Raw genomic sequence first — 26,120 nt, 5'->3', positions numbered from 1 at the left:
ATAGCCTCTCGGAATTCAAGGGGTGGGAACGGCGGATATATGGAAAATGAGCTGGAAATTCGCGATAAACGAGGGTAATTCTTAAGACAGAAAAGGATTTTTAATAATGGGTATAGCAAACAAACGTCACAGTGCCCTTTTTAAAAACTAAAAAACGTTAAGCAGTCTGAGGAAAAATCCATGATTTAAGATCCTTGAAGCTCTCCTTCTGATGAGAAAACCAAGCATCCATGTGCTGACAGATCATAATGGCATAAACGCGAACGTACCACATTTTCGTGGAGCGATGTCGTCCAGATTCCAGCTTGTAGTCGATCTTCTCTCGTTTATTGGAGCGTTCAATGGATGTTCGGCGTTTGTAAATGACCTTCCACTTTTCCGAGTCGCGAGGAGTCTTGGTAAAAAGCCGTAAGTTATCCTTAGAGTGGGTGTGGTAGGTACGACCATACTTTGCTTTAGAACAAGGTGAAGTACAGGAATTCTTTGAACCGCAGGACAGTGCACATCGCCATTTATCTCGATTTTGTAGATTATCGTGGCCATTGGGTTTCATTTCAAGGCCAATGGGACAAATGGGAATACCGTTTGGTGAAATCTGAATATCTGAGCCAGTTTTTGTATTCTTTTTACTACGGCAGTTAAGATCAATATACGGCTCAACGTTCTGGTGCTCCATCAGGTGATAAATAGCCTCGGCATCATGAGCGGAATCCAACAGCATTTTTTCCACCGTGCCCAAGGTAAAACGTTGCTTAAATTCAACCGCACTGACGATCAGACTGACAGAGTCGTGTCTGGAAGCAGGCTGCAGTCTTGGATACAATGGCAAATCATTGTGAGAGTCTGAAGCAGAAATCATGTAGAGATGATAACCGTTGAAAAACTTCTCACGGGAGCTATCCCATCCCGAGTTGCAGTCGGGTTGAGAGTAGATACGGGGATGGTTGCATTTGGCAAGGCCTTGGGCACGACAATCACACGTTGATTTACTACGGGGATAAGCAGCCGTGACAACAGGAGTACCGTCACCAGCCACGCTCAAGGCGTCTATAGTACCAAGTAACCCAAGCTTGGCAGAAATAGCCAAGATTTGAGACTGAAAAAAGTGGAACAGGCGATCCATGGGCAAGTCCGATTTTTTAGTGGCATGACGTATTACCCACTCGACCAAGCGTTTGACCTTGCCGGGTGTGGTCGTTGGAGCCTTTTCACCTTTTTTCTTACCTTTCTTGGGTTTTTTACCCCTCGTCTGCTTCTTTGGTTTAAGATTGTTACCGCTGACAGACCAAAGGCGTTGGAAGAAGTCGTAGAAGGTACCGACACCGGGAATGTCTCCGGGTTCGAAACCGCTAAGGATGGCATAGTAGGGAATACGTTTCATTTCATTAATCCATTCTGTAACGCCAATTTCCGGCTTCGTCATGAGAAAGAGAAGATATGAACGGAGCATAGAAGCCGGATCACGAGGCTGCGGACCTTTGAGATCATAGCCATCCTGAAGCAGAGTCGTGATGTAAGACAAATCAGTCATCCAGAGCTTCACGACCAAATGCCAGTCATCATTAACGATGACAAAGACCCCGCCGGAATAATGTTGGCGGAGACGAAGGAGAACGGAATCCTGATATGTTTTATGAGAAACAAGTATTGGCTTCAAACAGATCACCCCATATTTTGTAATCAAAGGGATAAAACCCCTCGTCACGCGATTATGGGGGCGTTTTGGGAAAGTCAAGTAATTCTGGCCGTTTTATGGCAGATTAAGAAAATTTTTATTACTAGTGAATTTCCAGTTCGACTGTATGAAAAAGCAAAATTCCTCCCACTAAAGTAGGAGGAATGCTATAAGGTTGGTTCAAGGAACCCCTTGGCCCAACCGCCTCGGCGAATGCCGAGAGTCTATTTAAGTATGAGGAGGGACGCATGAACCTTGTTTTTTGGCGCTACGTACTTATTTTAAGCTTGCTCTATATTTTTTGGGGCGAGTTTTTCGTTTCGGGTGGTATACTCAATCAATTGGGCATCAATTTTGCTCTTTTTTATCCACTGGGTTTTCTAGTAGGTTATTGCCGCCAATATGAAAATTGGCGTTCCGCATACCTTGCGGCTTTGATATTTAACCTATTATCTTATGTAATTGCTAGTTTGCTAGAAATTCCTATTGAAAGCTTAATCATGATTGTAATAGATTATGTCAGCCTCTTCGTTTTTCTTAAAGCTGGAAGGTATATAGGGCAACGTGCTCAATCTAAGGAGTGATAAGTAAGTATGCGAATTGTTATAGCCCCAGACTCTTTCAAGGGTTGTTTAAATGCCAATGACGTGGCGGCTGCAATGAGTAGGGGGGTCCAGCGAGTTTACCCAGAAAGTGTGATTGATATGATCCCTATGGCAGACGGTGGGGAAGGTACGGTCGAGGCGATCCTTAGCGCAGCGGATGGGGTCAAGGTCAAAGTCAAGGTGACAGATCCGCTGGGACGACCGATTGAAACGTCTTATGGTCTTATCGACTGTGGAGCGACAGCCATTATTGAAATGGCAGCAGCTTCAGGGCTTCCTCTTTTGCGCGATGATGAACGTAATCCTCTCGTGACCTCAACCTACGGAACCGGCCTACTGATACGGGACGCGTTGGAGCGTGGAGTCACTAAAATTCTTCTCGGTATCGGCGGAAGTGCTACGAACGATGGTGGTGCCGGGGTGGCAACCGCGTTGGGGGTTAAACTTTTGGATGCTCAAGGACAAGAGTTACCTCAAGGAGGGGCTGCCCTTGCCAAGCTTGTTAGCCTAGATATGTCTGGCATAAATCCCCGTCTATCTCAGGTAAAGATTGAGGTGGCCTGTGATGTTCAAAATCCGTTGTGTGGTCCAGAGGGCGCGAGTGCAGTTTATGGTCCGCAAAAGGGCGCTCAGCCTGAAGATGTAAAAGTTTTGGATGCTGCATTGCAAAACTTTGGGCAGCGCTTGAGCAAAGTGGTGGGGATGAACCTTCTGGAATTAGCCGGTGGGGGCGCAGCAGGAGGACTTGGTGCTGGGGTGGTTGGATTTCTGGGAGCGAAATTACGACCAGGGTCACAGATTGTCTTAGAGGTGGCCAAGGCAGATGAGAAAATTAGGCAAGCAGATTTAGTGCTCACGGGCGAGGGAAGGACAGACTTTCAGACGGCATATGGTAAGGTACCAGTCGGAGTTGCCGCCTTAGCGAAGAACTATAAGGTGCCAGTACTTGCAATCTCGGGATCGGTGGAGGGGCCTCCGGATTTTTTAGCAGAACTGGGGGTTACTTGTTGTTTCAGCGTTTCTGAAGGGATTACGACTTTAGAGGAAGCTTTCTTAAAAGCAGAAGAACAGTTGGAGAGGGCAGTATGGAGGATTCTTTTGGTATGGAAGCTCGGGTATGAGGTTGCCCAAAAGAACCAAAAAGCGTAAATATTTATTGTTAAGCCCCCTTTGTAGGCAGGAAAAATATGGTATACGGAGAATGACTGACATAGAAGTTCATTTGTCCGCTAACATGGATAAAGGGGGGGATTTATAGTGACGGAAATGTCTCGAAGAGAACGTAAGAAAAAAGAGACACGCGAAAAGATTTTCTCAAATGCTATGCAACTTTTCCGTTTGCAAGGATTTACAGCCACCTCAGTCGATCAAATTACTCAGCAAGCTGATGTGGGAAAGGGAACGTTCTATAATTATTTTTCAACAAAGGAAGCTGTAGTGCTGGAATTTTCACGTCGTTCTTGGCAAGATCTTGTCAATGAGGGGCGTCAACAGGTATGTATGGATACTCGCCAGCGGTTAGGAAACCTTCTGCAAGATTGGGCTGGGTTCATGATAAAAGATCGTGAAATTGCTTGGGTTACTGTGCGAAATCGCGATGGGGCAGATTATGATTTGAGTTTACATTATGCCCTGATGGCTATTATAACGGTAGGACAACAAAACGGCGAAATCAGTCGTGAGTTCGAACCCGCTTTTTTAGCTGAAAGTCTAGAAGGTATGATGGTTCAACATTTCATGCGCTGGTTTGTTTCAGGTTCAGGCAATTTACATGAAGAATTAAATCATGCGCTGATGGTCTTTTTAGACGGTCTTTCGGAAAAGAAGCAAGAGGCGTGACATTCATATCCCTCCATTGTTGCTCATAGAGTACAGTGGGGGGATTTTTTATGTCTGCACGCTACTCGCCGAGGAGTCTTGGGCTTTGGCTGGGAGAGATGCCGGTCGGACCTCACAATGATATTTCGGATGTGCCAGGCGTATTAGTAGGGAATGTGTCATTAATTCGAGGAGTGGGTCCGTTAGATCCCAATGGAAGCGGTCCTGTTAGGACGGGTGTGACTGCTATTCTACCTCGCCCTGACCTTTATCGACAGCCCTGCAAGGCAGCAATTGACATAATAAATGGGTATGGGAAATCGATAGGAGTTCCTTTTATTCAAGAAATGGGGATTCTTAATTCCCCCATTTTATTGACCAATACTCTAAGCGTTCATGACGTGGGTCATGGTGTTATCACCTACCTTTTAAAGAAGTACCCAGAGATTGGTAACGAAGCACGGACCCCTAATGTGGTTGTCATGGAATGTGACGATTCTTATCTGAATGATATTCGCGGCCGACATGTTAAGCCCTTGGATGCCATCCTTGCCCTTCAACGGGCTGCGAGAGGACCGATAGAGCAGGGGAATGTCGGGGCTGGGGTTGGGATGTCCTGTTTTCAACTAAAAGGGGGCATTGGAAGTTCTTCACGCCTTGTTCGACAAGGCGTGAAAAACTATGTTGTGGGTATGCTTGCACTGGCCAATTTTGGTATTTTAAACGATTTTATTTTATCCGGTGTTCCAGTAGGGAAATTCCTTGCTCTGCAAGCTAAGGGGTACAATCCTGGATCGTTAATCCTGATAGGGATCACAGATGCACCATTATCACGCTGGCAATTGCAATTACTTGCGCGTAGGGCTAGTTTAGGTATGGCTCGGACGGGGTCTATTTCTAGCACTGGAAGTGGTGATTTTTGCTTAATGGTTAGCACCCATTGTAGTGAGGGCAACAATGGCAGTTCTTTATCAGATTGGGCCTTGGATGAATTCTTCAGAGCTGTGGTGGAGTCCACTGCAGAAAGCATTTGGAATGCTCTCTTTTTGGCTCAGACTATGGAAGGACGAGATGGAAATATTCGTTACGCCCTGCCGATTAGAGAAACGTTACAAATAATTCGAAGTTGGCAGGGAGGATTTTCATAGAATTTGTCATGATTTTCGCACTTAACGCGTAAACATCCTTAGGGAGAAAAGCTAAGGGAGGTTCATTGTGAGTATAAGCTGGAATATGATCTGGGAAGCTCATCCAGATGCATTTATAGTAAAAGATTTAAAGGAGTATCCAGACGATAAAAAAAAGGCCAGTCGCCTCCCAGTCCAGTTTGCTTATTTTATGGGCGGCGAGACCACGTTAAGAGTTGGGATCATTGCGAGTTCTTCAGTTCCACGCGAAGATGAATTCCTACTTGCCGGGTTACTATGGGGAAATCGACTCAGTAATGGCGCAAAAACAGTAATTTATTACGTAGCCCCTAATTTTTCAACTTCTTTTTTAACTGGACTCACTAAAATTGGGGGTACAATTTTTGCAAGAGCGGTTTACTGGCGTGAAAAACTCTCGCCTAGTTTATACCCCATTCCAGAGAAGCAAACTAGCAACCAACCTCGCTACGTCCTAGGAGAGGAACGGCCAGATTGGAAACGCTGGGCAGAGGGCTTAAATCCTGTGGTAAGGCAACAATTGACGACTGTGAAGTCATTCTTTAGTGATTTGACAGCCCGTAGGGTTCGTATAGAAATTAAACCTCAGAGCATAAGTTTCCTCTGGGGTCACTTTGAAATTGCTGAAGTGCGGCGCAAAGGGAAAAAATTTGAACTATCCACCAAAGTGAAGTGGTTAAAGAAAGGGGAACAAATGGTCAAGTGGCAAAAACAAGGCTGGGTGGATGCTTCCGGTTCACTAAACCCGGAGTTTTGCGCCACAATTGTCAGCATTCTGGATTACTTAGAATCTCTTGAGCAAGAAGGTAAACTTCGCACTCAAGACCTTTTGGCTTTGTTGCTACATCAGGGAGACGGGGTGTTAAAGTCACTCTGGGGGAGTCCGTGGTCTTGGCCGTGGCTTCCTAAGGAGCGTGCAGAAAACACGGTGATGGAGTTAGAAGAATGGTATTTTTATCAGTGGAATGGGCAGTTAAGTGTTGTATGCCCAATCTTTGAAAAGCCACTTACCAAAGCTGCTCAGAGTGTTTTGTTAGCGAGTGTTTTGGAAAGAAGCATGCTATTAGTGTTTGCCAAGGATGACAAAGGTAATCCACTAGTTTGGGATGGCCGTGTTCATTGGCTGACGGCACTTGGCAAGGAAGAAGAACTTCGGCGGTGGTACTGTTGGTTAACGGATGTGGATAAGTTTCCTATCTGGACGTTGCCAGAAAACTGGCAAGATAAGGGGATTTATGAACTAAATTGTCAGGGATCACTGTTAAATCATTCGCTTATGCAGAAAGGTTACTCGTAAACGTTGCTAAACTGGGAAAATCTATTAACACCTCGGTCCCACTTGATGCTGTAGATTCGGAAATGTGTAGCTTGCCATGATGGGCAAGTATAATTTGTTGTGCAATGGTTAACCCCAGTCCGGTACCTTCATTATGGGTGGAAAAGAAGGGATCAAGAACCCTTTTACGCAAATTTTCTGGAATACCTGGTCCATTATCGATAACCCTAATTCTTATATGAGATTCGTGTTCTGTGAGACGAATAATGACCTTCCCTCCTTGGGGTGAAGCTTCAATCGCATTATTGAGTATGGATAGAAGCGCTTGAAGAAGTTGTTCATGGTCCCCCATGATACAGACTGAATGGGATGAGAGTTCGAGCACAAGGGTTACACCTTTTCGATCTCTCAGGGGCTGAATTAATTGAGTTGTGGCATGAATAGTATCAGCTAAGCTAAGTGCTTTAATTTGTGGTGCTGAAGGACTCGTAATGAGGAGAAACTTGCCCAACACTTGTTCTAAGGTGTGAATTTCATCCAGAATAAGCTGTTGATACGGACGGTAGGACTCCGGCCATTGTTCGGGAGTAATCAGTTGCATAAACCCTTTGATGGTTGTCAAGGGGTTGCGAATTTCATGCGCCAAACCAGCAGAAACCTCATTAATAATGGCGAATTTTGCAACCTGTACATACGCTTCCGAGCGTTTTTTCTCTTCGCTGATATCGAAAAGCGTCAATAGTGTGCCCGAAGGAATGTCAAAGTTTAGTAAAGGGCGAGTTTGAAAACGCAGATGCATAATTTCTTTTTTCGAGTTCTTCCAGGTGAATTCGCCGACTTCCGGTAAACTAGTAGGTTGGAAATTATTCAAAATACCTAAGGCTTTAGAGATGGGTTGGCCAACTAATGAGGACTTAGATAAGCCTAATAAGTGAGTCGAACGAGGATTTGACTCGATAATCTCTCCTGTATTATCTATTAAAATGATGGCTTCATGACTATAGTCGACGGTTTTGACGATTGGAGGATTTTGCCACAGTAAGGCCCGCATAGTATTGATGTGATGTTGATGTCGTGCGCGTTCTCGAGTCTCCTTACGGTTGAAGAGAAATAACATGACGAAGAGAAAGAGAAGATGGACTATCAACATGGGGCTGGAATGAGAGGAGGGAGGATAAACTTGGCTGCAAAAGATAAGCAACAAAATGCTAAACATCCAAACTTTGCCCCAAGTACTGTACCAAAGTTCGAACCAAATAATAAGGGTGATGAAAGGTATGCAAATAAGTATCAAGTGAAGGAGGCCAGAAATAGGTAAAAAATCAACGCTAAAAATGAATATAATCATAATAGCGGTCAAGACAATAAAGATACTTTGTCTTAGTAGAGAACTCAACCGTAACTTTAGGGAAATCACAATTTTAATCTCCTTTCGGAAAACTATCAGAAACACACTATCATAGTTTATCATAAGTAGATGCAAAAAAATGTAAAAATAAGGAGATGTAATGTTTGGGGAAGTATATCTGATATAGGCTTAAACACTCAAATTCGTGACATTAGAATAAATATTCATACTCTAAAATCCGACAAACAAGGCAGAACTATGGTTATTAGTAGAAATGGCTCGGTATTTTTTAAATATTTAGATATTTCGTAATCAAAAAGAACGTTAAATTAACCCATTATGTAGTAAAGCATTAAAGTCTTCAGCAAACTTAAAGGATCAGTTCGTAAGAAAAATTATGCAACTATATAAGAAATATTGTATAATTATGCAAAAGACAAAAAGGAGCTATAATCAATGAAATTGCGTAAGGCACGAATAGCGGATGTAGAAGCGATGATGTTATTAATAAATAGCAACGCTGAACAAGGACTCATGCTGCCAAGATCAAGAAATATGCTTTATGAAAACATTCGCGAATTCTTGCTGGCTGAAGAGGATGACCAATTAGTGGGGGTTGCGTCCCTTCATATTCTTTGGAGTGACTTAGCAGAAATACGGGCGTTAGCGGTTGCCAGTGGCTACAAACGAAGAGGGATCGGAACCCAGATTGTCAGAGCACTTGAAGCAGAAGCGAAAGAACTGGGCTGTACGAAACTTTTTGCCTTGACTTATCAGCCTCAGTTTTTTAAATACTGTGGGTATGAAGAAGTCAGCAAAGACCAAATGCCCCAAAAAGTATGGACAGAGTGCATTAATTGTATAAAATTCCCCAATTGCGATGAGATAGCAGTGGGGCGCACTCTATAAATGGCTGTGTAGAAGCTGAATTGTCAATTGCTGTAGTGAAAAAAGATTTAATAATATAAGATCAACAAACATTATACCGAACCTTATGGTTCGGTATTTAATTTGTTGAACAATTTTTTGCTTTATTACATAAACCGTACTATGGCCTGCAAATAATGAAGACGGAGAGAGTTCAATGGAATTAGATTGGGAAGTTGAAAAGGGTCTCGACCAAGCACGGAATTTTGTCTCAGAGGGAGTAGAACAGATCTTATCAGAAAGTATTGACGAAGCCCATGGCGTTTCCCCCAGTCTTGGGGCTACGGCACTTGCTGATCTTGCTCTGCTGGCAGTCGGGAGAGGGTACGAGCTCCCCCAGCAGAATGGGGCCCAATGGTTAAAGCAGCATCAACATCAAGGTGGCTGGGGAAAGTATCCAGGTGACAAGCCAGACGAAGAGATAACTCAGATTGTCGGTATGGTACTTCAGGGGAGTCAAGGCGGATGGAGGGCGAAATTTAGACTTTTAGCTAAAGCACGGCAATTTTCTCATGTGATTCTATCGTTAGGGCAAAGGGTGGTTCCTGGCCTCGAGGGACCTACCCCTGAGGAAATATTGCTGCCAACGATTCTCGAAGAGAGGATTTTAGCCAAGTTACCACTCTATGGTCGGCCAGTCGTTGTTGCGGCGTCGCTGCTTGACTCGAACACACAAGAGGGCATTCAACAAGGCCTTGAATATCTTCTCAAGACACAAATGTCGGATGGCTCTTGGGCAGAGGATATTATCGCCACAAGCATGGCTATGCTCGCGCTTGTGATCAAAGGCAGTCATGTAGAACAGTCTCAAAGGGCTGCACAGTGGCTGGTTCGAAAACAGTATCCAAGTGGTGGTTGGCCTGCATTTGATCAGCTCAAAATATGGGCTATTGGATGGGCCTTAAGCGTCTTTTCTGAGACAACTCAAAAGCCTTCAGATATCCTATGGTTAAAAAAAGCAATCGATTGGTTAAAAAGGGGTCAGAATGAGGATGGGAGCTATGGCAGTACTCCCCCATTTACCCATCCAGACTTGGATGATACCTCGGTTGCTTTGATTGGTTTGCATCAGGCGTTAGGAGAACAAAATCAGTTGGGAGTTCTTCTGTTGAACTGTTTACAAAATAATGACGGAAGTTGGGGAACATTTCCCAGCTTTCAAGGAATACCTCCTCGGATTTCTTCGGAATTTCCAGTCTATATTCCTAGTGTCGACGTGAGTATTCATGTTCTCGAGGCATTAGGGCCTAGTCCGCGATCCCAAGATGAAATAATCTGGCGCGGATTAAATTGGATTTTAACTCAACAAGAGGACCAGGGTGCATTTCCAGCCACTTGGTATGAGGGGGCTGTTTATAGCACAGCTCAAGCTTTAGAATTATTCAGTAAGTTAAGCTTTCGTTGGAAACGCTGGAGTACTGCACGCAATATCTTGGGAGCAGGGAACAAAGGACAACTATTTCTTTTGAATGCTCAGGTTAATAATGGAGGTTGGGGTTCTGTAGTCGAAACAAGTTTGGCCATTTCAGGGTTATTGCGGTATTCGAACGTTGTTTCATGGGAAGTCTTTGAAAAAGGAATAGTAAACCTTCTCGCAGCCCAGAACAGTAACGGTTCTTTTAAACCATCTTACCAAGGGGTCTACGCAAAGGGCTGGAATTATGAAGAACCTTTATCCACGGTACTCACGGCCATTCGAGCTTTACAGAGGTTTCAACGCGTGCAACACATTAATAAGAGGGGGGGTATAAAGTTTTTTAGGTGACTTAATGCTATTAAAAACCCCTTAATCACCTACATAAGCGTTAGGTGGTTAAGGGGTAATTGATGTGCGTTTAATTTTTTGAATACTTAGAGAGGTCATATTAGAGATTATGAAGTATTATGTAATCTACTGACGTTGTTTAAGAATTGTATGGAGGAAATTCCATTGTAAGTCGAGATAGGCATTGGTCATCTCGTATTCACTGAAGCCTTTGGATATGAGATAGTCACGAGAGGACGCTTCAAAATCACGGATAAACCCTAGAATCTCTTCAGCATGAGTTGACAACATTTTTCACCCTCCATTTCAAAACGTAGATGAGTTTTATTCGATTTTACAAGAATATATGTCTATTCATTATTATATTAGTGACCTTTATCATTATTATAATGAATAGACTCTAAAAAAGGTGTTGGAATAGGGAATAAGCGTTGGGATTAAAAGGGTAAATATTGATGAACTAATAAGAATCATTGTTGTTTTTTGCAGAATGTAATAAATCTGACGGGCAATGACGCCAAAGTGTACAATCAAGTAGAAGGCGGTTGCCAGCTCGATAATGTCGTTTTGCCTGGGGAAGATTATTTAGAATGACATAACAATCTGCAAGAGAATGGTGAATACTGGCTTTATAACTTATCGTAAGCATTTTTTGAGTTATCCAATGGGCACCACTCTGGGGAAATCCATTTTGTTTGGCAAGATTTAAGCTATGTTCGAACATTTTTGCCGCTTCATGGGTTTTGCCTATTTGTTTAAGAATACGTGCTTGTGTCGAAAGCAGGAGCGGGTCGACTAAGGCATAGGGGTTCTCTCGTAAAACATAAAGCGCGCGTTTAGTGTTTCCTTCTTTAAGAAGGATGTCTCCAAGTGTCGAGCAGAGCAAAGGTGCGTGGCTGGGAAGGAACTTTTCTAGAAGTGTTATTGCTTGAGTCGGTTCTTGAAAGTAGTAATATAATTGACATGCAAAACGAGCAATCGACAAGGGGCTGGAGTCTTGAGAAATGGCATGAGCCATGCGTTGTGCGGTTATTCTCTTATCTGGAGGGTTAAAGTCTTTCTTCTGAAGCATGGCTAGATAGGAAATGCATAACCCGCTGACCAGAACCCAAAGAGCATATCTTAGGCCGAAGCGCCAGACAGTAATAACACTTGCCAGCATTGTAATTGTTGCCAAGAACAAAAAAAAATATAATTTTTGCACATAAACAATTTCTGGATCGTATTGCACTTTGCCCATCCCATCCCTCCTATTTATAGTTACGACAGAGAGAAGGTAAATAGAACCGGGTTCAGATTAACATAGCGCATAGCGTAGAGTCGGGGTGAAATTCCCACTTGAAGTTGGGTGTTTCACAATTAGCAGAATTCATAGTACGAAGGGAATATAAAATGAGCACTCCTAACGGAATGCTCATTAATAATTAGATTTTATAGGTGGCCCTAACCAATGTATTATAATCAAATTATTATTAATTACAAGAAATATAGTTGATTACAACTAAAAATTAGAGATTAAGTAAATTATCAGATATAAAAATAGTGAGAGGATTTCCGCGTCCGGAAATCCTCTTTTGCGCAAGGTCTAGTAAATTTGCTACTAAACTTTACTTATTTAAACCTTAACGCATAATTTGTCGAAAATCAATGTGTAAATTATAGGAGATTACTGTTAACAATACTTTTCAAGCATTACTCATTCGATTGATTCTCCTCATATCACTAGGATAATGGTTGCGCATAATAAAATCATAGGTAATCAAAATATTAAAATTTTAATGCAAAAGATATTGTAATTCGCTCAGATTTAGATTAAAATTGAATTATTAATGGTATGATGGCCTGACCACTTAAACAGGATATTGTGATTTTAAGGCTAAGGAGTATGTGGGTTCAATTATAGACTAACTTAATAATCATAGGAGGAATAACAAGATGGAAATTGATTCAGTGACTGAATTATATGAACGGTTTAAAGTCAAATTAGAAGTGGTATCTGGAGAATGCTATCGTGTGAAGACTGCAAATGAGGCTGGAGAATTGGTTTGCAAAGTTATGCTAGAAAAAGGGATTAATACTGTCGCACTTTTAAATGCTTCTATTTTGGAAAAAGGAAATTTTGCACAACAGATTCGTAAAGCTGGCATTACGGTACATACTGATCATTTTCGTGAAGTCACCCCTAATGCACAGGCTGGTATTACGCAGGTGAACTACGCCATTGCAGAACTTGGTACACTAGTCCAAGCGGATGCTGATGCCAATGTTGATCAGCGCTTGTGCTCTACTCTTGTTCCCATTCACATTGCTCTAGTTTCGACGTCGGCGATCATACCAACCTTAAAAGAGACGATGGCAACACTTCATCAACTACCCCAAATACCAGGGTTTGTGGGGTTTATCACTGGCCCTAGTAGAACCTCCGATATTGAACGTGTTTTGACGATAGGGGTACATGGCCCGAAACAACTTGTAGTGGTCTTTGTCGATGAGCAAGTAGAGGAAGTGATTTAATTGGCAGATAAACAATTTAAGAAGAAGATTTCAGAGGCGCTAGGAAATGATGTTTTACGTGGGGCTTTAGGACGTTTTGGAGATGCATATACGATAGCTCGCGCCAAAGCGTATGAAGGTTATGATTTCCAATCGATTAGTGACAATATTGCGGAAGTTAAGTCGTATGCTGCTAGCCATTTAGAAGAGATGATTGATCAATTTGAACAATCTGCCACTGCCCGGGGAGCGAAGGTTTTCCGTGCGTCGACTGGTGAGGATGCTAAACAATATATTCTTGACTTAGCCAAAGGTCAAGACGTTAAGAAAATTGTAAAATCAAAATCAATGGTTTCGGAAGAAATTTTACTGAATAAAAGGTTGATGTCTGAAGGTATCGATGTACAGGAAACAGACTTGGGAGAGTGGATTGTTCAGCTGGCAGGTCAACATCCTTCCCATATGGTCTTACCAGCGATCCATATGACAAAAGAAGAGGTTGCTAATGTTTTTTCCGGCCACTTACACAAGTTGAACCAACCGGTTATTGCTGAACTTGTTAAAACCGCTCGAGAAGAACTGCGTAAATCCTTTCTTGAAGCCGATATGGGAATTTCCGGAGCAAATATGGCTATTGCTGAGACAGGGACATTGATCATGCTTACCAATGAAGGAAACGGCCGACTAACCTCCACCTTGCCCCCCATCCATGTTTATTTAGTCGGCATCGAGAAACTCGTGCCTAAATTTGAGGATGCCACACATATCCTGCAAGCACTTCCAAGGAGTGCGACTGGTCAGCAGATTACGAGCTATGTGAGTATGGTAACAGGCCCGACTCCTGCCTATTACCCGGATGGAACGGTTAAAGATAAAGAATTCCATATCATTCTGATGGACAATGGCCGCCGGAAGATGTATAACGATGAGAAGTTTAAAAAGACCTTCCAGTGCATTCGCTGTGCATCCTGTCTCAATGTATGCCCAGCCTTCCAACTGGTGGGTGGGCATGTTTATGGACATATTTATACCGGTGGAATCGGAACGATCTTAACCAATTTCCTGAATTCTGAAAAAGATGCCCAAAATCCCCAAAATCTTTGTCTCCAATGTGGTAAATGTTCGGAAGTCTGTCCTGGAAAATTAGATATACCACAAATGATATTGGAAATGAGAAATCGGATGGGTGAAAAAGAGGGACTGACCTTCACTCAAAAATTTGCCCTAGATGTAGTATCTAATCGCCGATTGTTCCATTCCCTGTTACGTATGGCATCCGTTGCCCAAAAGCCATTCACTAAAGGGCAACCTGTGATTCGTCATTTACCCATGTTTCTCTCGGGCCTTACCGAGAAGAAGAGTTTACCGGCCGTGGCCAAGGTCCCCTTCCGTGATGTCTTCAAAACGGTTAAGCAAGACGTGAAAAATCCGAAAGGAAAAATCGCTCTTTATGCTGGTTGTCTGATCGATTTTGTCTATCCGAAGATCGGAGAAGGAGTCATAGTTGCCCTGAATGAAAAAGGGTATGAAGTCGTCTTTCCTGAGGGACAATCCTGTTGCGGTGCACCGGCTACCTACATGGGTGACCGCAGTAATGCGCGTAAATGTGCGATTATGAATATCGAAGCATTAGAGGCAGAAAAGGTTGATTATGTGGTTTCTGCCTGCCCAACCTGTACCCATGCGCTGAAGGAGAGTTTCAAAGAGTTGCTTCATGATGATCCAGGGTTAGCAGCTCGTGCTGAAGAGCTAAGCCATAAAGCTTTGGACTTTTCTAAATTATTGTCTGATTTGGGTGGTTTAACTCCTGGGGGCGACGGAGTACCGCTAAAAGTGACCTATCATGATTCTTGCCACCTGAAACGCTCAATGGGAGTTTTTGCCGAACCTCGCAAAATACTGACCGATACTTCTGGAGTGCAACTGATTGAGATGAAGGAATCCGATCGCTGCTGTGGTTTCGCAGGGTCTTATTCGATAAAGTTTCCCGAGCTATCCGGCCCTATCTTAGAGCGTAAACTTAATAATATTGAAGAGACTGGTGCAGATGTGGTCGTGGTCGACTGTCCTGGATGTTTGATGCAAATCTCTGGGGGTTTAGATAAGCAAAATCCTGACATTAAGGTCATTCATACAGCGGAACTCCTCTTAGAGAAACGAAAAAAATTGCAAAAAAACACTAAGAAATAGTTGGTTCAACATTATTAGTGTAAAAAATGTATTTTTCTACCAAGGTATTTTGGTCTGCTACCTAGAATTAAAACTAGTGTGAGCAGACAGCCTTTTATCCAAATTGTATGGCAATGTGTTGCCACGAAAGCGAGCGAAATCGCGTTGAAGGAGAAAGGTTGTTTACCAAGAGAGGAGAAAGAGGTTAGCCATTTTCTACCAATAACGTTATTTTTCATTTAGTGGACTTAAAAAGAGCGATTCAGAAGATTGATGGATGATGAAGAGGTAAGAATGAATTATCGCTACGTGACTTCTTAAGAGTCTAAATGGAACGTTTTTATGGTTTGATGGGGACCTGTTTCCAAAACCTCACAGAGAACATTGCCCTCCTTATGAGTCTGCAGCACAATAAGGAGGGCAATCTCAGGGATTGCACCTCTGGAAAACAGAGTGGGCCGTTGCGAGAGCTGAGAGCTATTTGAGATCCCCAGGGGAGATGGAAATCCCTTGGGGATTATTTTCTCTGGGGCAGATTAAATGCATGATGCCTATCTGATGTAGGTATTGTGGATTAAGTTCCTAAAGATGGGAATATTATTGAGTTGAACGTAAGCTTCTCAGAACTGGAAGGAATTCAGAAGAAAAGAGAGAATAGTATAGGGGAAGTAGGAAACAATAGATAGCTCGTTGGGTTTGAGATCTCAATAGGAGGACATGAACGTGATCCAAGCCATTCTTTTTGACTTAGAGAAAACGTTGACAAATGTAGATTATGCCAAGTTCATGCAAAATTTCCTTGGTATTTTAGCGCCAAGATTTGCGCATCTTCTTTCGCCGGATAAGTTTTCCAAACAATTATTGAAATCGATAGAAGTCACTCAAAAGGAACCTAAACCTGGGCAAACTAATATGCAGACTTTTTATGATGATTTTTGTAAAGTCACGGGTCAGTCAATTCTGACACTTAAACCATTATTTGATGAGTTTTATGCTTCGGATTTTCCTGCTTTGCGCTGTTTGGTTCAAGTTAACCCTCTTGGAGTTAAAGTAGTAGAGTACGCTATTCAGCAAGGCTTTTTAACTGGAGTTGTGTCGAATCCGATCATGCCTTTAACTGCCATGCAGGAACAGGCCCGCTGGGCGGGTCTCGTACCAGAACATTTTAAAATCATTGCAGCCATGGATAACTTACATTATTGTAAACCCCATATCGAGTTCTATCGAGAAATCGCCGAGAATCTTCGCGTTAAACCGGAAAGCTGCCTGCTGGTTAGCGAAAATCCTGAAGATTTAATCTGTCGAGAACTGGGAATGAAAGTCTTTTTTGTTGGTGCGTTAAGTTCTGAGGTTCAGTCGGATTATTTTGGACAACTTGACGATCTCCTCCGAAACATTAGTCTTGGGAGTTTGTAAAGGGTTAATCGGATCATCAGAGTAAGAAAGGAAGGAAGGATATGCGTGGTGAGTTTTTGCCAGTTCGCACAGTATAAAACGGGTGAAAGGCTAGACCAAGCGTTTCCATCTGTCCGTATGGCCCAATTATTCTATGAATTTCTTGGCCGCTATAAGGAGTGGAGACTCGCTAAACTTCAAGTGATGATTGGGACGGTTATTCTTTTCTTCTTAGGGTTAGTTGCTTTGCTTATTCCTTGGTTTTTGCCGAGAGTTGGAGTATTTGTGAGTTTAGTGATGCTTATTCTTTTCTGTTTGGCAATACGATATTATCTGGAAGTAAACGAGCGAGCCAGTCATTTATACATTAATGTTCATATTTTGCATCATCATTTGAGCGGTAAGCTGGAGGTGGGGTTTTGTGATCATCACGAACCTTGCCATTGTGTAGAGAATTTCCGGGGCTTTGCATTGCAGCATTACAGGATTTCCTTTGACAATGGATTCTTAAGATAAATGGATATGCCAATTTCCACTTATAAATGTGGGAGTCTTAAATGGAGATACTAGAGCAGCGCTATGCTCTTAATAAGAACTTTTATGAAAGCAAATTGGCAAAAGTAATAAAAAAATGCTACAATAATTCAATACATACATTGAATCAATAATTAAATGGGAGGGTTTTTAATGAAAAAATATGTTTGTTCAGCATGTGGTTATATTTATGATCCTGAGGCCGGAGATCCTGATTCTGGAATTGCACCAGGCACAGCTTTTGAAGATATCCCAGAAGATTGGGTTTGTCCACTTTGTGGAGTAGGTAAAGATATGTTTGAAGTCTCAGAGTAAACTCGTTCTGCTAAAGCTGACATTGAGACTTCGGTGAGGGATTCTACTCCCACCGAAGCAGAATAGTTAGACACCCACTTCGAAAAGTGGGTGTCTAACTATTAATAAACCGTTATTAATCCCTTAATATAGACGGCTAACCCTACGATGACAGATTAAAGAGGCAGTACAAACTTCGTTGTACCGCCTCTTTTCGTCGCATTAGTCTTATAGTTCCATGATAGCCGCTTCATCTCGATCAAGTTTTTCCATGCATACTTTCAGGCGATTGCGTAGGGCAATATCGCTTACGGCCTCTCGCATTTGGCGCATCAGATCAATGGTGCGTCGGAAAACGCTGATAATATCTCCCTCGTCTAGGTTACATAACGCTTGAACTTCCACAAACGTACTGCCTTGGCTCCAAGCATAGGTAATTCCTGCGACTCTAGGGTCATATCTTACTGAGTCTTGGCCACAAACACTTTGAAGGTATTCTACGAAAACTTTGACAGGTTCAGAATCAAAAACTGTCGTCCGGTGAAACATATCGTTTTTTCTTGCTTCGAAGTCAATACTAGACAGCAAGGCGTTAAGTTGGTCGTCATCAAGTTGCGGGAAAACGTCTGAGTAAATTAATTCAGTTACCAGGAGTTCTTGGACATAAATTCGACTGGCACAAGTGCCACGGGCTAAAAGCTCATCTCCCCGCATATACCCTAGCTGGCGGAGATGATTTTTTTTGTATTCAAATTCCTGAAGAAAGGCATTTTCTTCAGGAAGAGCGTCTAAGGCCTTTTGAAGCTCTTGTTGTTGTTGTTTAATTGTAAGGAAAGATTTACTTTGACTATGGCAGTTTTCTTGCTTTTCTGTGGGGCAACTCTTAGGAGAAAGGGATAAAAGTTTTTCCCAAGTGCGAATCTTACGGGCCATTTCTCGTCCGTAAACACGAGACTGCTTGCGGGGGCCTAAAGCCTTGAACGTTTTCTTAAGTCTCTCTAATTCCTTCCGTTTAGGATGGTGTTTAAGCGGACACTGAAATGATCCAACCTCTTCGCAGAGATGTTGCGCTCCAGCGAGCTGTTGTTGGATTTGCGCTAACTGAGTGTGAAGGAAATCAGAACTCAGGCGATAGCTATAGGCTGCAAAACTTTTTTGAAAGTAGATTTCGATTTGAGCTTGGGTTAGGGTTGCCGTGAGATTGAGAACAGTATTATAGGTAAGTCTAAATTGACTGGTTAGCGGTTCAAGACGATTTAATTGAAATTTAGGGGGTGGACTTTTTTCCATATAGGCTAAATCGACTAGGGCAAAGGAGAAGCCTTTTTCATCAAGACCGCGTCGTCCCGCCCGACCGGACATTTGAAAAAATTCATGATTGGCAAGCGGTCGAAAGTTTCGTCCATCATATTTATTCAATGAATCGAAACAGACTGCCTTGACGGGATAATTTATGCCCACACTAAAGGTTTCTGTGCAGTAGAGTACTTTGATGAGGCGTTCTAAAAAGAGTTCTTCAACTATAACTTTTTGGGAGGGGAGTAAGCCAGCATGATGATAGGCGATTCCCTTTGAACACAAGCGCTTGAGTTGCCTTGTCGATGAGGACCAGTCTACTTCTGAACCGAAGCTTTGAAGAAATTTGTCTTCAACGGTTCGACGTTCGGTCGCTTTTAAGTAATTGCCGATGGTGGCTAATTCCATGGCTTTTAAGGCACATTGTTTGCGACTGAAAACAAAGAAGAGCGCTGGGAGATGTTCACGCTGGATTGTGCGAATGAGGTCTAAATGAGTCGTTGGGCCAAAGGGATTTTCATCATTGATTCGATCTTTGAGTTTCCGGCGATAGTAACGCCATAGCTGGTCATAATCCACAAGGCCGGTGTCCTTGGTGTAGTAATAATATTCTAGGGGGACCACCCGATTGTGTTCTTCGATCAAAGCTACATCTTCATGTCGAATGGACTCAATCCAATCTACTAAATGTTTGGCATTAGCAATGGTGGCACTCAAACCCAGAATCTTCATTTTAGGGGGTGCAAGAATAATAGACTCTTCCCAAACAGTGCCTCGTTCTTCATCATTTAACCAGTGAATTTCATCAAAGACTATATGAGAAACAAACTCTAGGGCAGGGTCTTCGGTAATGACTTGGTTGCGAAAGACCTCTGTTGTCATAATGAGCAACGGAGCAGTTGGATTAAGAACAACATCCCCAGTCATGATCCCTACTGCATCTTCGCCAAATTGTTTTTTGAAGTCTCTGAATTTCTGATTACTGAGAGCTTTAATGGGTGCCGTATAGATCACTCTTAAGTGTTCGTTCATGGACTTTTCTATTAGATAATCCGCCACTAGGGTTTTTCCTGTGCCGGTAGGTGCAGCAACAATGACGGATTTTCCGGCATCAATTGCATCGAGGGCCTCTTCTTGAAAAGGGTCTAGGGCAAAATCGTGATAGATGCGCTTAGACATAGTAGTCAGCTCGTTTCTGATGTCATTTTGCTAATTTTAACAAAGCAATCAATAATGGTCAAATTTAGCACCGTTATGGTCTGAATGGTCCCTTGAATCCATAGGATGAAACAAGAGACGAGGCTAGGGGGGATCAGATGTGTCTTCAATACGGTTAGAGATTGAGAAGGCCATGGGACTCAAGTTCCCGGAAAGACATGGAGAAGTGATTATACGGTTTGAGGAATCTGTAGAAATTCCCTCAGCGGCTGAAGCGCTGATGCGGGGATTATATCACGATCCTGATCGCGTGCGCCAAGGATTTAAGGTTTTGCATCAAGAGACGGGGTCAATCATTGATATTCTCATGCCACGACGCTCCCGGTTACGTGAATGGGCTGATGCTCTTCCGGATCGTCCTAAAGAAGCGGAATCCTTCTTAAAAGAAACGACTGAGCAACTTTTAATCAGAGAGCAACGCTTGGTTCAAGCCGAGCGAGAGTTAGTGGGTCAATTGCAGGAAAGCGGGTTGGATGACATCTATCCAATTCCTTTAGCGGCATTTGGAATTTGTACTTATCGAGATCCAGCAGTTAAGATCTTTCTCAAGCCTCTTGGCCGATTTTCAGAACTAATGCAAATTAATCCGGACACTTTGCGACAAGCCGTGCGCGTTCATTTCCTGTTCTTACTATTATTGATAGCCGGTGCGGATCTAGATGGGCAAGTATATGTAAGGGGTGGAGAAGAAAAAGATATATATTGGTTAACTAGTATTTACACGATTCGGTATTTAAGGAGCCAATCTGCAGAATTGATCCAAGGTTATCAAGAGTGGGTTAAAGCCTGGGGTGGTAAACTGCCAAACCAAAGTATGCTTAATGAACGAGAGTGTGAAAAAACTCGTGCTGCCATGGTTTTTTGGCGCCGACAGGCGAATATTAGCTGGGAAGAATGTTGGCGAATCATAAACCAACTTGAACAACAACCAAGCGGTAGCAATGCCCTGGTCTTTAATTAAGGCCAGTCTGCTAACTCGTGAGGTTTTATGATTTCTAATCGATTATCTACTAGTTTTAGAATTCCAGAGCGCTTCCAGCTGTTGATGGATCGGTTGACGCATTCACGAGAAGTCCCAATCATGTTAGCTAAATCTCGATGTGTGAGAGAAGCATCTATAAAAATAGGCTGGCCAGGATTGTTGGCTGGTTGTGCTAGGCGAAGGAAAAGGGCAGCTAGAATTCCGGCGGTTGAACGATTCGTCAAAATTCGGATGAATTCCTGGGCGAGTCTTAAGCGTCGGCTTAAGGTGCGAATGAGGGCTAGTGAAAGAGCAGGATTAGATTCCAGAATATGGGACATTACTTCGTTATGCAGGACTAATAAGGTGCTATCCTGCAGGACTTCAGCGGTTGCTGGGTAGGAACCGGCTTCGAGAAGCAAAACCTCGGCGAAACAATCATAGGGACCACACCAATCAAGAATCTGTTCTTCACCTTCAGGGGTTGATTTACTAAGTTTAACTTGCCCAGAAAGGACAAAATATACCGATGAACCAATCTCACCTTCTACAAATAATAGTTGCCCCCGACGATAACGGCGCTCGATTAAATGTGGGAGAAGGGGGGCTACATCACTGGGGCTTAAAGACGAAAACAGAGAAAAACGGAGAAGTTCTTCAGAGTTGAGCATAAAAGAAAGACCTCCTTTCTGAATTTAAGTTCTCAGTTAAATCTTTTTTTTGGATGATATAAACGTGCTATAATAAACTGATACAGAGGTCGATTCAAACAGTGAATAAAAAAGAGGAGACCTTTTGGCCTCCTCATTTTAACAAGCGGTCAGAAAAGACCATACAATAGAAAGGAGCGAGGAGGAAATGGTATGATCGACATTGAAGTGACCCCAGTCAGGATAGAACTGGTCATAGACTCTCCATTTAGGGTTATAACATTAGCTGTCGTAGCGGTATTAGCCGTGATCATCGTAATAAATGCTGTCTAAATTGTAGCGTAGGATAAGTTAGTCTAGTGGATGTGACGGAGTAGCATTGACTTGCTGCGCGGCACGGACCACTTCTGACATGATACGCGCTTGATCTGGAAGCGCCTGGGATTCCCATTGCGTCATAATCTCGCCTCGTGAAGAAACATAGTAGCGCGCTGGCAAACGATTCAAAGCATGGGCCATTATATCGGCCTGACAGCGTTCACAGGAGCATGAAAGTTGATTAATTCGAAGGTAGTCTTGTAGTGCTTGTTGGACCACTATTTCTGTGTGATTTTTAAGCTCATACATGGATGTGCTCATCTCCTTAGTAGCTATTGATAATTCAATGATAAGCGTTTATTGATTAAAGAACAAGTAGGGTTTTACGGATAGTTTGAGGACAGGCCCAATAACTGTCTCATATAGTTAAAAATGAAGGCTTGGATCACCAGATGTTGATGATACAGCCCTCTCTTCAATATCAGTTTTTTTCATATTATATATCCGATGCTTGCCACTTAACTTGACGTACAGCAATGAATCGAAGACAGGTGAGGACAAGCCTATCGTTTGAGTTTATTGGAGACCTCTTGCCAGAAACGGTTTGTCTCATAGCCAAGGCGCCAAATGGCTATCCCTCGCAAGCGGTAACTTTTGACAAACCCAAGGCGAACCTTGGCAGAAAGTTCATTTTCATGCCACACAGTATGCCTTGTTCGTCCTCGCCAATAAAAGAAGTAGGGCCCTACCGCTTGGTCAGACCAAAGAACTCGTGCGTTATTTTGGGCGACTAACTCGGGAATTTCACGCATTGGGACCATACACGTTGGTTCGTTGGACCAATCGTAGCCATAGACTGGAATTCCTAGTAATATCTTTTCATTGGGTATATAGTGGATGGCGTAGTCAAGTGCTTGGGTCATCCAAGGAAGACTTGCGATAGGACCAGGTGTACCGCACGAGTAGTGTTCGTCATAGGTCATTAGAGTAATTGAATCACATAAGCGCCCAATCCCAGCAAAGTCATAGCCAGGAGCCTCCGACTCCGAGCGTTTTGCAGGGATAGCAATCGATAAGAGTAAGCCGCGGTCATGTAAAGTGGTTTTTAGAGATTCAAGAAAGGTGAGGAAAGGAATACGGTATGGAGCTTCTACCCCTTCAAAATCCACATGTACTCCGGCTACATTTGGTGGTAGTAAATTAATCATATGACGTATACAATTTCTTTGAGAGGCAGTTGAAGATAAAACTGAACGCAAGGGAAGGGGATCAAAGATTTTGCCGTCAAAATTATGGAAGAGAATAAAGGGCGCAGTGCCTTGTTCTATAGCTTCTTGAAGCACTAGCTTATTAACCTGACCGATGAACTGACCATCTGGTTGAAGTTGATAGGCAAAGTCAGCGTAAACATCAATGTGGGGGCCCTGTTGTCTTAGCGTTTCAAGGGCGCGAAAATCACCTTCGTAGTCCTCGGAAGAATACCCGAGGATCCATAAGCGTTTGTTGATAAGACGTCGTGCAGTGGGTGTCCAATTAGAATTCAATACAGACCTCCTCCTCATGTCGCAAATACTCTTAGGATAAGATATGAGGAGAATACGAATTAATTTTCTTTTTTTTATGGTAAAATAAGTAAATAGGGGGAGCGGCAATGAATTGGGAATTTATCAAGGATTTACAAAGGATATACGATTTGTTGGATCATTTGGACGCAGCGACCATTGAGCGTGATTACCCTATCACTTGGGAAAAGGCTCATGCGACAAGCTGTGCTCAAATCGGTCGTATGTTGGCGGAAATGCGAAATGTAGACATAGAGCAAGCAGCTTTGGCTTGTGCTTTACATGACATCGGTCGCTGGGAGACTGGAAAACAGTTGGATCATGCCCCAAAAGGAGAGGATCCAATTCGCCGTTTCTTAGCCGAGGGGAAGTATTCGGATGAATCTAGAGAGCAGATTGTGCAAGCGGTCATCAATCATTCTAAAAAGGATCAGATCGGAACTTCGCTCGAGGAACTCGTCAAGGATGCCGATCTCTTAGATTGTCATTGGCATGGAGAACACATCCAAAAACCGTATCATATGGTGAGATTGAAGAAAGCATTAAACAACTTAGGAATTTCGTTGTTTGATGAAGGGTGAGCACCGTGAAAAAGGAAAAAGTACTTCTAATTGCAACGGGTGGTACTATTGCCATGCGTAAGAATAAGGCGGGAAAGGTGGTTCCTGCTGTTGGCGGTCTCGAGCTTGTGGAAAGCCTACCCGATCTTTCCCAAGAGGCTGATTGGGAAATTTGTGATTTTAGCAATGTTGCCAGTTGTAATATTCAACCCCTACACATGAGGTCTTTAGCACATAAGGTCGAACAGCATTTTTTTCTCGATCCTTCACTAAAAGGGATCATCATTACCCATGGGACAGATACACTTGAAGAAACAGCTTATTTCCTGGATGTTGCTATTAAAGACCCACGGCCTGTGATCTTTACCGCTTCGCAAAGGGACGCTTCAGAGAGTGATTCAGATGGTCCTCGTAATTTACATAATGCTATGCGTATCGCCCTAGATCCTCGAGCTCTGCAGCGTGGCATTGTAATTGCTCTGAATGAAGAAATACATGCTGCACGGGATGTGCGCAAACTTCACACAAGTCATGTGGATGCTTTTGATTCAGGAGATATTGGAGCGTTAGGCAGTATTGATACTGGACAGGTTATTTGGCATCGTAAACCGGAACCCTCACTTAAACTTGGAGTTCCGAAGAGTTTAGCCAATGTAGCAATTTGCAAAGCGTTTACGGGTATGTCACCGGAAATTTTGAAGATAGCCCAACAAAACACGGATGCCATGGTGATTGAAGCGTTCGGACGCGGAAACTTACCCCCTCAGTTAATCCCAGAGATAGCTAAACTTGTGACCAACGGCATCCCTGTCGTTATCACATCGCGTTGCTTATTTGGGCGTACAGCCCCGATCTATGGATATCCGGGTGGAGGCGCAGATTTAGAACGAGTAGGAGCTTGGTTTTCAGCAGATCTGTCGACTGAAAAGGTCCGCTTGTTTTTAAGTATTGCCTTAGGTCAGGGGATTGACAAAAAGGAACTAAGACAGATGCTAGCTAATGGGGCTGTCGATATTTCTTGATCAGATAAAATTGATCCACCCAACTAATAATGCTTTATCGACCACACATGAGGGTTTTTTTCTGATAGCGGGTTTCAAGATTCTTCCTGATTCGCTTATATACTTAAAATTTCATAAAAAAATTAGATTGCTTCTAAGCATTTGCTCTGCTATACTGACCCTGTGCTTGTTAAGACTTGGGCCTATCAAAATTGGAATCCATACTTTGACCTTATTTGGTGCAACGGATGATAATTTGTTGAAGGATCCAATCCGTACAAGGAACACCTAATAAGGAGGAGTTAGAATGGCTCAGGACAGAACTCTAACATGTCGCGATTGCAGTCAAGAATTTATTTTCACGGCGGGAGAACAAGATTTCTACATTGAAAAAGGATTCGAAAACGATCCAACTCGGTGCCCAGCGTGTCGTCATGCCCGCAAACAACAATCAGGTGGTGGCCGTAGCGGCGGATTCGGAAGTAATGGTAGTCGACCGCAACGACAAATGTTCCCTGCAGTTTGCGCAAGCTGTGGAGTAGAGACGGAAGTTCCGTTTCAACCTTCAGGTGAAAAACCTGTGTATTGCCGCGATTGCTTCCAATCAATGCGTCGGTACTAAACGATAGTATAAATAGTACAAAAGGTTAGGGATTATCCCTAGCCTTTTTTGTACTTTTCAGAAAGTATAACGTTCTGTTTTCTTTTAAGATGTGCCTAGTTTCGATTGATCCATGGATGGCCTTAGCCGATCCTTGGCACAAGCCTAGTTATTAATACTATGTAGAGAGTATTAATTTCGAGTTGCGAACATAATATTTAACAATTTTCTAGGTTAACAACATTTTTTTGGTGATCCCTCTAGGACCTGGAAAACCCTTAAGTGAAAGGAGGAGAGACTACCGTGAAACGGAATTCTGTGATGGCAGGGTATTATATTTTCTATTTTGCAGCTGTGGGAATTTATATTCCCTTTTTGCCATTATTTTTAAGTCATTCGAACTTAAACAGTCTTGAAATTGGTGTCCTAATGTCAGTAGGGCCCTTCGCCGGTATTTTTGCTCAAGCTGTCTGGGGAACACAGGCAGA

25 protein-coding genes are annotated in these 26,120 nt (G+C 42.9%); 17 read left to right on the top strand and 8 right to left on the bottom strand.

Annotated elements, in window-relative coordinates; translation table 11 throughout:
• Window positions 1-157 precede the first annotated feature (157 nt).
• A complete protein-coding gene (locus JL57_RS20915) occupies window positions 158-1,684 on the bottom strand; it encodes a transposase (protein WP_291300372.1) in 1,527 nt (508 codons plus the stop codon).
• Between the two features lie 239 nt (window positions 1,685-1,923).
• On the opposite strand from JL57_RS20915, the gene JL57_RS20905 reads away from it, so the two are divergent.
• The 5 genes from JL57_RS20905 (at window position 1,924) to JL57_RS20885 (ending at window position 6,561) form a co-directional block, all read left to right on the top strand.
• Window positions 1,924-2,259 (top strand): hypothetical protein, encoded by a 336-nt coding sequence (locus JL57_RS20905; protein WP_034141879.1) that lies wholly within the window; start codon window positions 1,924-1,926, stop codon window positions 2,257-2,259.
• 9 nt (window positions 2,260-2,268) lie between these two features.
• Complete coding sequence (locus JL57_RS20900) at window positions 2,269-3,429, top strand: glycerate kinase (RefSeq protein ID WP_034141878.1); 1,161 nt, start codon at window positions 2,269-2,271, stop codon at window positions 3,427-3,429.
• Window positions 3,430-3,537: 108 nt separating this feature from the next.
• Entirely contained in the window at window positions 3,538-4,119 is a 582-nt protein-coding gene (locus JL57_RS20895; RefSeq protein WP_034141877.1) for a TetR/AcrR family transcriptional regulator, read from the top strand.
• 50 nt (window positions 4,120-4,169) lie between these two features.
• Window positions 4,170-5,246 (top strand): P1 family peptidase, encoded by a 1,077-nt coding sequence (locus JL57_RS20890; RefSeq protein WP_034141876.1) that lies wholly within the window; start codon window positions 4,170-4,172, stop codon window positions 5,244-5,246.
• A 67-nt stretch (window positions 5,247-5,313) separates the two neighbouring features.
• Window positions 5,314-6,561 (top strand): hypothetical protein, encoded by a 1,248-nt coding sequence (locus JL57_RS20885; RefSeq protein WP_291299913.1) that lies wholly within the window; start codon window positions 5,314-5,316, stop codon window positions 6,559-6,561.
• Here JL57_RS20885 and JL57_RS20880 read toward each other — a convergent pair.
• Entirely contained in the window at window positions 6,539-7,756 is a 1,218-nt protein-coding gene (locus tag JL57_RS20880; RefSeq protein WP_291299912.1) for a nitrogen regulation protein NR(II), read from the bottom strand. The genes JL57_RS20885 and JL57_RS20880 overlap by 23 nt on opposite strands.
• A 588-nt stretch (window positions 7,757-8,344) precedes the next feature.
• On the opposite strand from JL57_RS20880, the gene JL57_RS20875 reads away from it, so the two are divergent.
• Together JL57_RS20875 and JL57_RS20870 are read left to right on the top strand one after the other, a co-directional pair.
• Window positions 8,345-8,797 (top strand): N-acetyltransferase, encoded by a 453-nt coding sequence (locus JL57_RS20875; RefSeq protein ID WP_034141874.1) that lies wholly within the window; start codon window positions 8,345-8,347, stop codon window positions 8,795-8,797.
• A 175-nt stretch (window positions 8,798-8,972) separates the two neighbouring features.
• Entirely contained in the window at window positions 8,973-10,580 is a 1,608-nt protein-coding gene (locus JL57_RS20870; protein WP_034141873.1) for a prenyltransferase/squalene oxidase repeat-containing protein, read from the top strand.
• Between the two features lie 126 nt (window positions 10,581-10,706).
• On the opposite strand, the gene JL57_RS35120 is transcribed toward JL57_RS20870, so the two are convergent.
• Together JL57_RS35120 and JL57_RS20865 are read right to left on the bottom strand one after the other, a co-directional pair.
• Window positions 10,707-10,871: a hypothetical protein gene (locus JL57_RS35120; protein WP_291299911.1), complete on the bottom strand. Its 165-nt coding sequence runs from the start codon at window positions 10,869-10,871 to the stop codon at window positions 10,707-10,709.
• Window positions 10,872-11,040: 169 nt separating this feature from the next.
• Window positions 11,041-11,820, bottom strand: a complete 780-nt coding sequence (locus JL57_RS20865; protein ID WP_034141872.1) for a M48 family metallopeptidase — start codon at window positions 11,818-11,820, stop codon at window positions 11,041-11,043.
• A 695-nt stretch (window positions 11,821-12,515) separates the two neighbouring features.
• Here JL57_RS20865 and JL57_RS20860 point away from each other — a divergent pair.
• The 5 genes from JL57_RS20860 (at window position 12,516) to rd (ending at window position 17,486) form a co-directional block, all read left to right on the top strand.
• Window positions 12,516-13,094, top strand: coding sequence for a lactate utilization protein (locus JL57_RS20860; protein ID WP_034141871.1), 579 nt, complete (start codon window positions 12,516-12,518; stop codon window positions 13,092-13,094).
• The gene (gene ldhH / locus JL57_RS20855) at window positions 13,095-15,263 is read left to right on the top strand and encodes an L-lactate dehydrogenase (quinone) large subunit LdhH (protein ID WP_034141870.1); all 2,169 of its coding nucleotides are present in this window, start codon (window positions 13,095-13,097) and stop codon (window positions 15,261-15,263) included.
• Between the two features lie 702 nt (window positions 15,264-15,965).
• Complete coding sequence (locus tag JL57_RS20850; RefSeq protein ID WP_034141869.1) at window positions 15,966-16,658, top strand: HAD family hydrolase; 693 nt, start codon at window positions 15,966-15,968, stop codon at window positions 16,656-16,658.
• A 45-nt stretch (window positions 16,659-16,703) separates the two neighbouring features.
• The gene (locus JL57_RS20845) at window positions 16,704-17,153 is read left to right on the top strand and encodes a hypothetical protein (protein WP_034141868.1); all 450 of its coding nucleotides are present in this window, start codon (window positions 16,704-16,706) and stop codon (window positions 17,151-17,153) included.
• A gap of 171 nt (window positions 17,154-17,324) precedes the next feature.
• On the top strand, window positions 17,325-17,486 hold the full coding sequence (gene rd / locus JL57_RS20840; RefSeq protein ID WP_034141867.1) for a rubredoxin: 162 nt from the start codon (window positions 17,325-17,327) through the stop codon (window positions 17,484-17,486).
• Window positions 17,487-17,693: 207 nt separating this feature from the next.
• Here rd and JL57_RS20835 read toward each other — a convergent pair whose 3' ends face one another.
• The gene (locus JL57_RS20835) at window positions 17,694-19,940 is read right to left on the bottom strand and encodes an RNA helicase (protein ID WP_034141866.1); all 2,247 of its coding nucleotides are present in this window, start codon (window positions 19,938-19,940) and stop codon (window positions 17,694-17,696) included.
• Window positions 19,941-20,079: 139 nt separating this feature from the next.
• Here JL57_RS20835 and JL57_RS20830 point away from each other — a divergent pair, with 139 nt between their 5' ends.
• A complete protein-coding gene (locus tag JL57_RS20830; protein ID WP_291299910.1) occupies window positions 20,080-20,940 on the top strand; it encodes a hypothetical protein in 861 nt (286 codons plus the stop codon).
• Here the strand turns inward: JL57_RS20830 and JL57_RS20825 are convergent.
• From JL57_RS20825 to JL57_RS20815, 3 genes are all read right to left on the bottom strand, one after another.
• Window positions 20,937-21,611 (bottom strand): Crp/Fnr family transcriptional regulator, encoded by a 675-nt coding sequence (locus tag JL57_RS20825; protein WP_034141865.1) that lies wholly within the window; start codon window positions 21,609-21,611, stop codon window positions 20,937-20,939. The genes JL57_RS20830 and JL57_RS20825 overlap by 4 nt on opposite strands.
• A gap of 330 nt (window positions 21,612-21,941) precedes the next feature.
• A complete protein-coding gene (locus JL57_RS20820) occupies window positions 21,942-22,217 on the bottom strand; it encodes a late competence development ComFB family protein (protein ID WP_034141864.1) in 276 nt (91 codons plus the stop codon).
• Window positions 22,218-22,471: 254 nt separating this feature from the next.
• Window positions 22,472-23,452, bottom strand: a complete 981-nt coding sequence (locus JL57_RS20815; protein ID WP_034141863.1) for a glycosyl hydrolase family 18 protein — start codon at window positions 23,450-23,452, stop codon at window positions 22,472-22,474.
• Between the two features lie 107 nt (window positions 23,453-23,559).
• Between JL57_RS20815 and JL57_RS20810 the strand changes: the two genes are divergently transcribed.
• The 4 genes from JL57_RS20810 to JL57_RS20795 all read left to right on the top strand — a co-directional run.
• Window positions 23,560-24,051, top strand: coding sequence for an HD domain-containing protein (locus JL57_RS20810; protein ID WP_034141862.1), 492 nt, complete (start codon window positions 23,560-23,562; stop codon window positions 24,049-24,051).
• A gap of 5 nt (window positions 24,052-24,056) precedes the next feature.
• Window positions 24,057-25,052 carry an asparaginase gene (locus tag JL57_RS20805; protein ID WP_034141861.1) on the top strand — a complete coding sequence of 332 codons (996 nt, stop codon included), beginning with the start codon at window positions 24,057-24,059 and terminating at the stop codon, window positions 25,050-25,052.
• Window positions 25,053-25,338: 286 nt separating this feature from the next.
• Window positions 25,339-25,653, top strand: a complete 315-nt coding sequence (locus tag JL57_RS35115; RefSeq protein ID WP_291299909.1) for a zinc-ribbon domain containing protein — start codon at window positions 25,339-25,341, stop codon at window positions 25,651-25,653.
• Between the two features lie 282 nt (window positions 25,654-25,935).
• A partial coding sequence (locus JL57_RS20795; protein WP_034143887.1) for an MFS transporter occupies window positions 25,936-26,120 on the top strand: 185 nt, incomplete at its 3' end.

The organism is Desulfosporosinus sp. BICA1-9 (assembly GCF_000802135.1).
Note: the sequence above shows the minus strand (reverse complement) of the source record. Positions and strands in the feature narration are given on the sequence as shown.

What these genes read in the sequence shown, in the direction of transcription:
- rd (WP_034141867.1), top strand. Translation starts at nt 17,325, where the DNA reads ATGAAAAAATATGTTTGTTCAGCATGTGGTTATATTTATGATCCTGAG.
- JL57_RS20880 (WP_291299912.1), bottom strand. Translation starts at nt 7,756, where the DNA reads ATGTTTAGCATTTTGTTGCTTATCTTTTGCAGCCAAGTTTATCCTCCC.
- JL57_RS20870 (WP_034141873.1), top strand. Translation starts at nt 8,973, where the DNA reads ATGGAATTAGATTGGGAAGTTGAAAAGGGTCTCGACCAAGCACGGAAT.
- JL57_RS35115 (WP_291299909.1), top strand. Translation starts at nt 25,339, where the DNA reads ATGGCTCAGGACAGAACTCTAACATGTCGCGATTGCAGTCAAGAATTT.
- JL57_RS20835 (WP_034141866.1), bottom strand. Translation starts at nt 19,940, where the DNA reads ATGTCTAAGCGCATCTATCACGATTTTGCCCTAGACCCTTTTCAAGAA.
- JL57_RS20890 (WP_034141876.1), top strand. Translation starts at nt 4,170, where the DNA reads ATGTCTGCACGCTACTCGCCGAGGAGTCTTGGGCTTTGGCTGGGAGAG.
- JL57_RS20905 (WP_034141879.1), top strand. Translation starts at nt 1,924, where the DNA reads ATGAACCTTGTTTTTTGGCGCTACGTACTTATTTTAAGCTTGCTCTAT.
- JL57_RS20900 (WP_034141878.1), top strand. Translation starts at nt 2,269, where the DNA reads ATGCGAATTGTTATAGCCCCAGACTCTTTCAAGGGTTGTTTAAATGCC.
- JL57_RS20820 (WP_034141864.1), bottom strand. Translation starts at nt 22,217, where the DNA reads ATGTATGAGCTTAAAAATCACACAGAAATAGTGGTCCAACAAGCACTA.
- JL57_RS20825 (WP_034141865.1), bottom strand. Translation starts at nt 21,611, where the DNA reads ATGCTCAACTCTGAAGAACTTCTCCGTTTTTCTCTGTTTTCGTCTTTA.
- JL57_RS20865 (WP_034141872.1), bottom strand. Translation starts at nt 11,820, where the DNA reads ATGGGCAAAGTGCAATACGATCCAGAAATTGTTTATGTGCAAAAATTA.
- JL57_RS35120 (WP_291299911.1), bottom strand. Translation starts at nt 10,871, where the DNA reads ATGTTGTCAACTCATGCTGAAGAGATTCTAGGGTTTATCCGTGATTTT.
- JL57_RS20875 (WP_034141874.1), top strand. Translation starts at nt 8,345, where the DNA reads ATGAAATTGCGTAAGGCACGAATAGCGGATGTAGAAGCGATGATGTTA.
- JL57_RS20810 (WP_034141862.1), top strand. Translation starts at nt 23,560, where the DNA reads ATGAATTGGGAATTTATCAAGGATTTACAAAGGATATACGATTTGTTG.
- JL57_RS20860 (WP_034141871.1), top strand. Translation starts at nt 12,516, where the DNA reads ATGGAAATTGATTCAGTGACTGAATTATATGAACGGTTTAAAGTCAAA.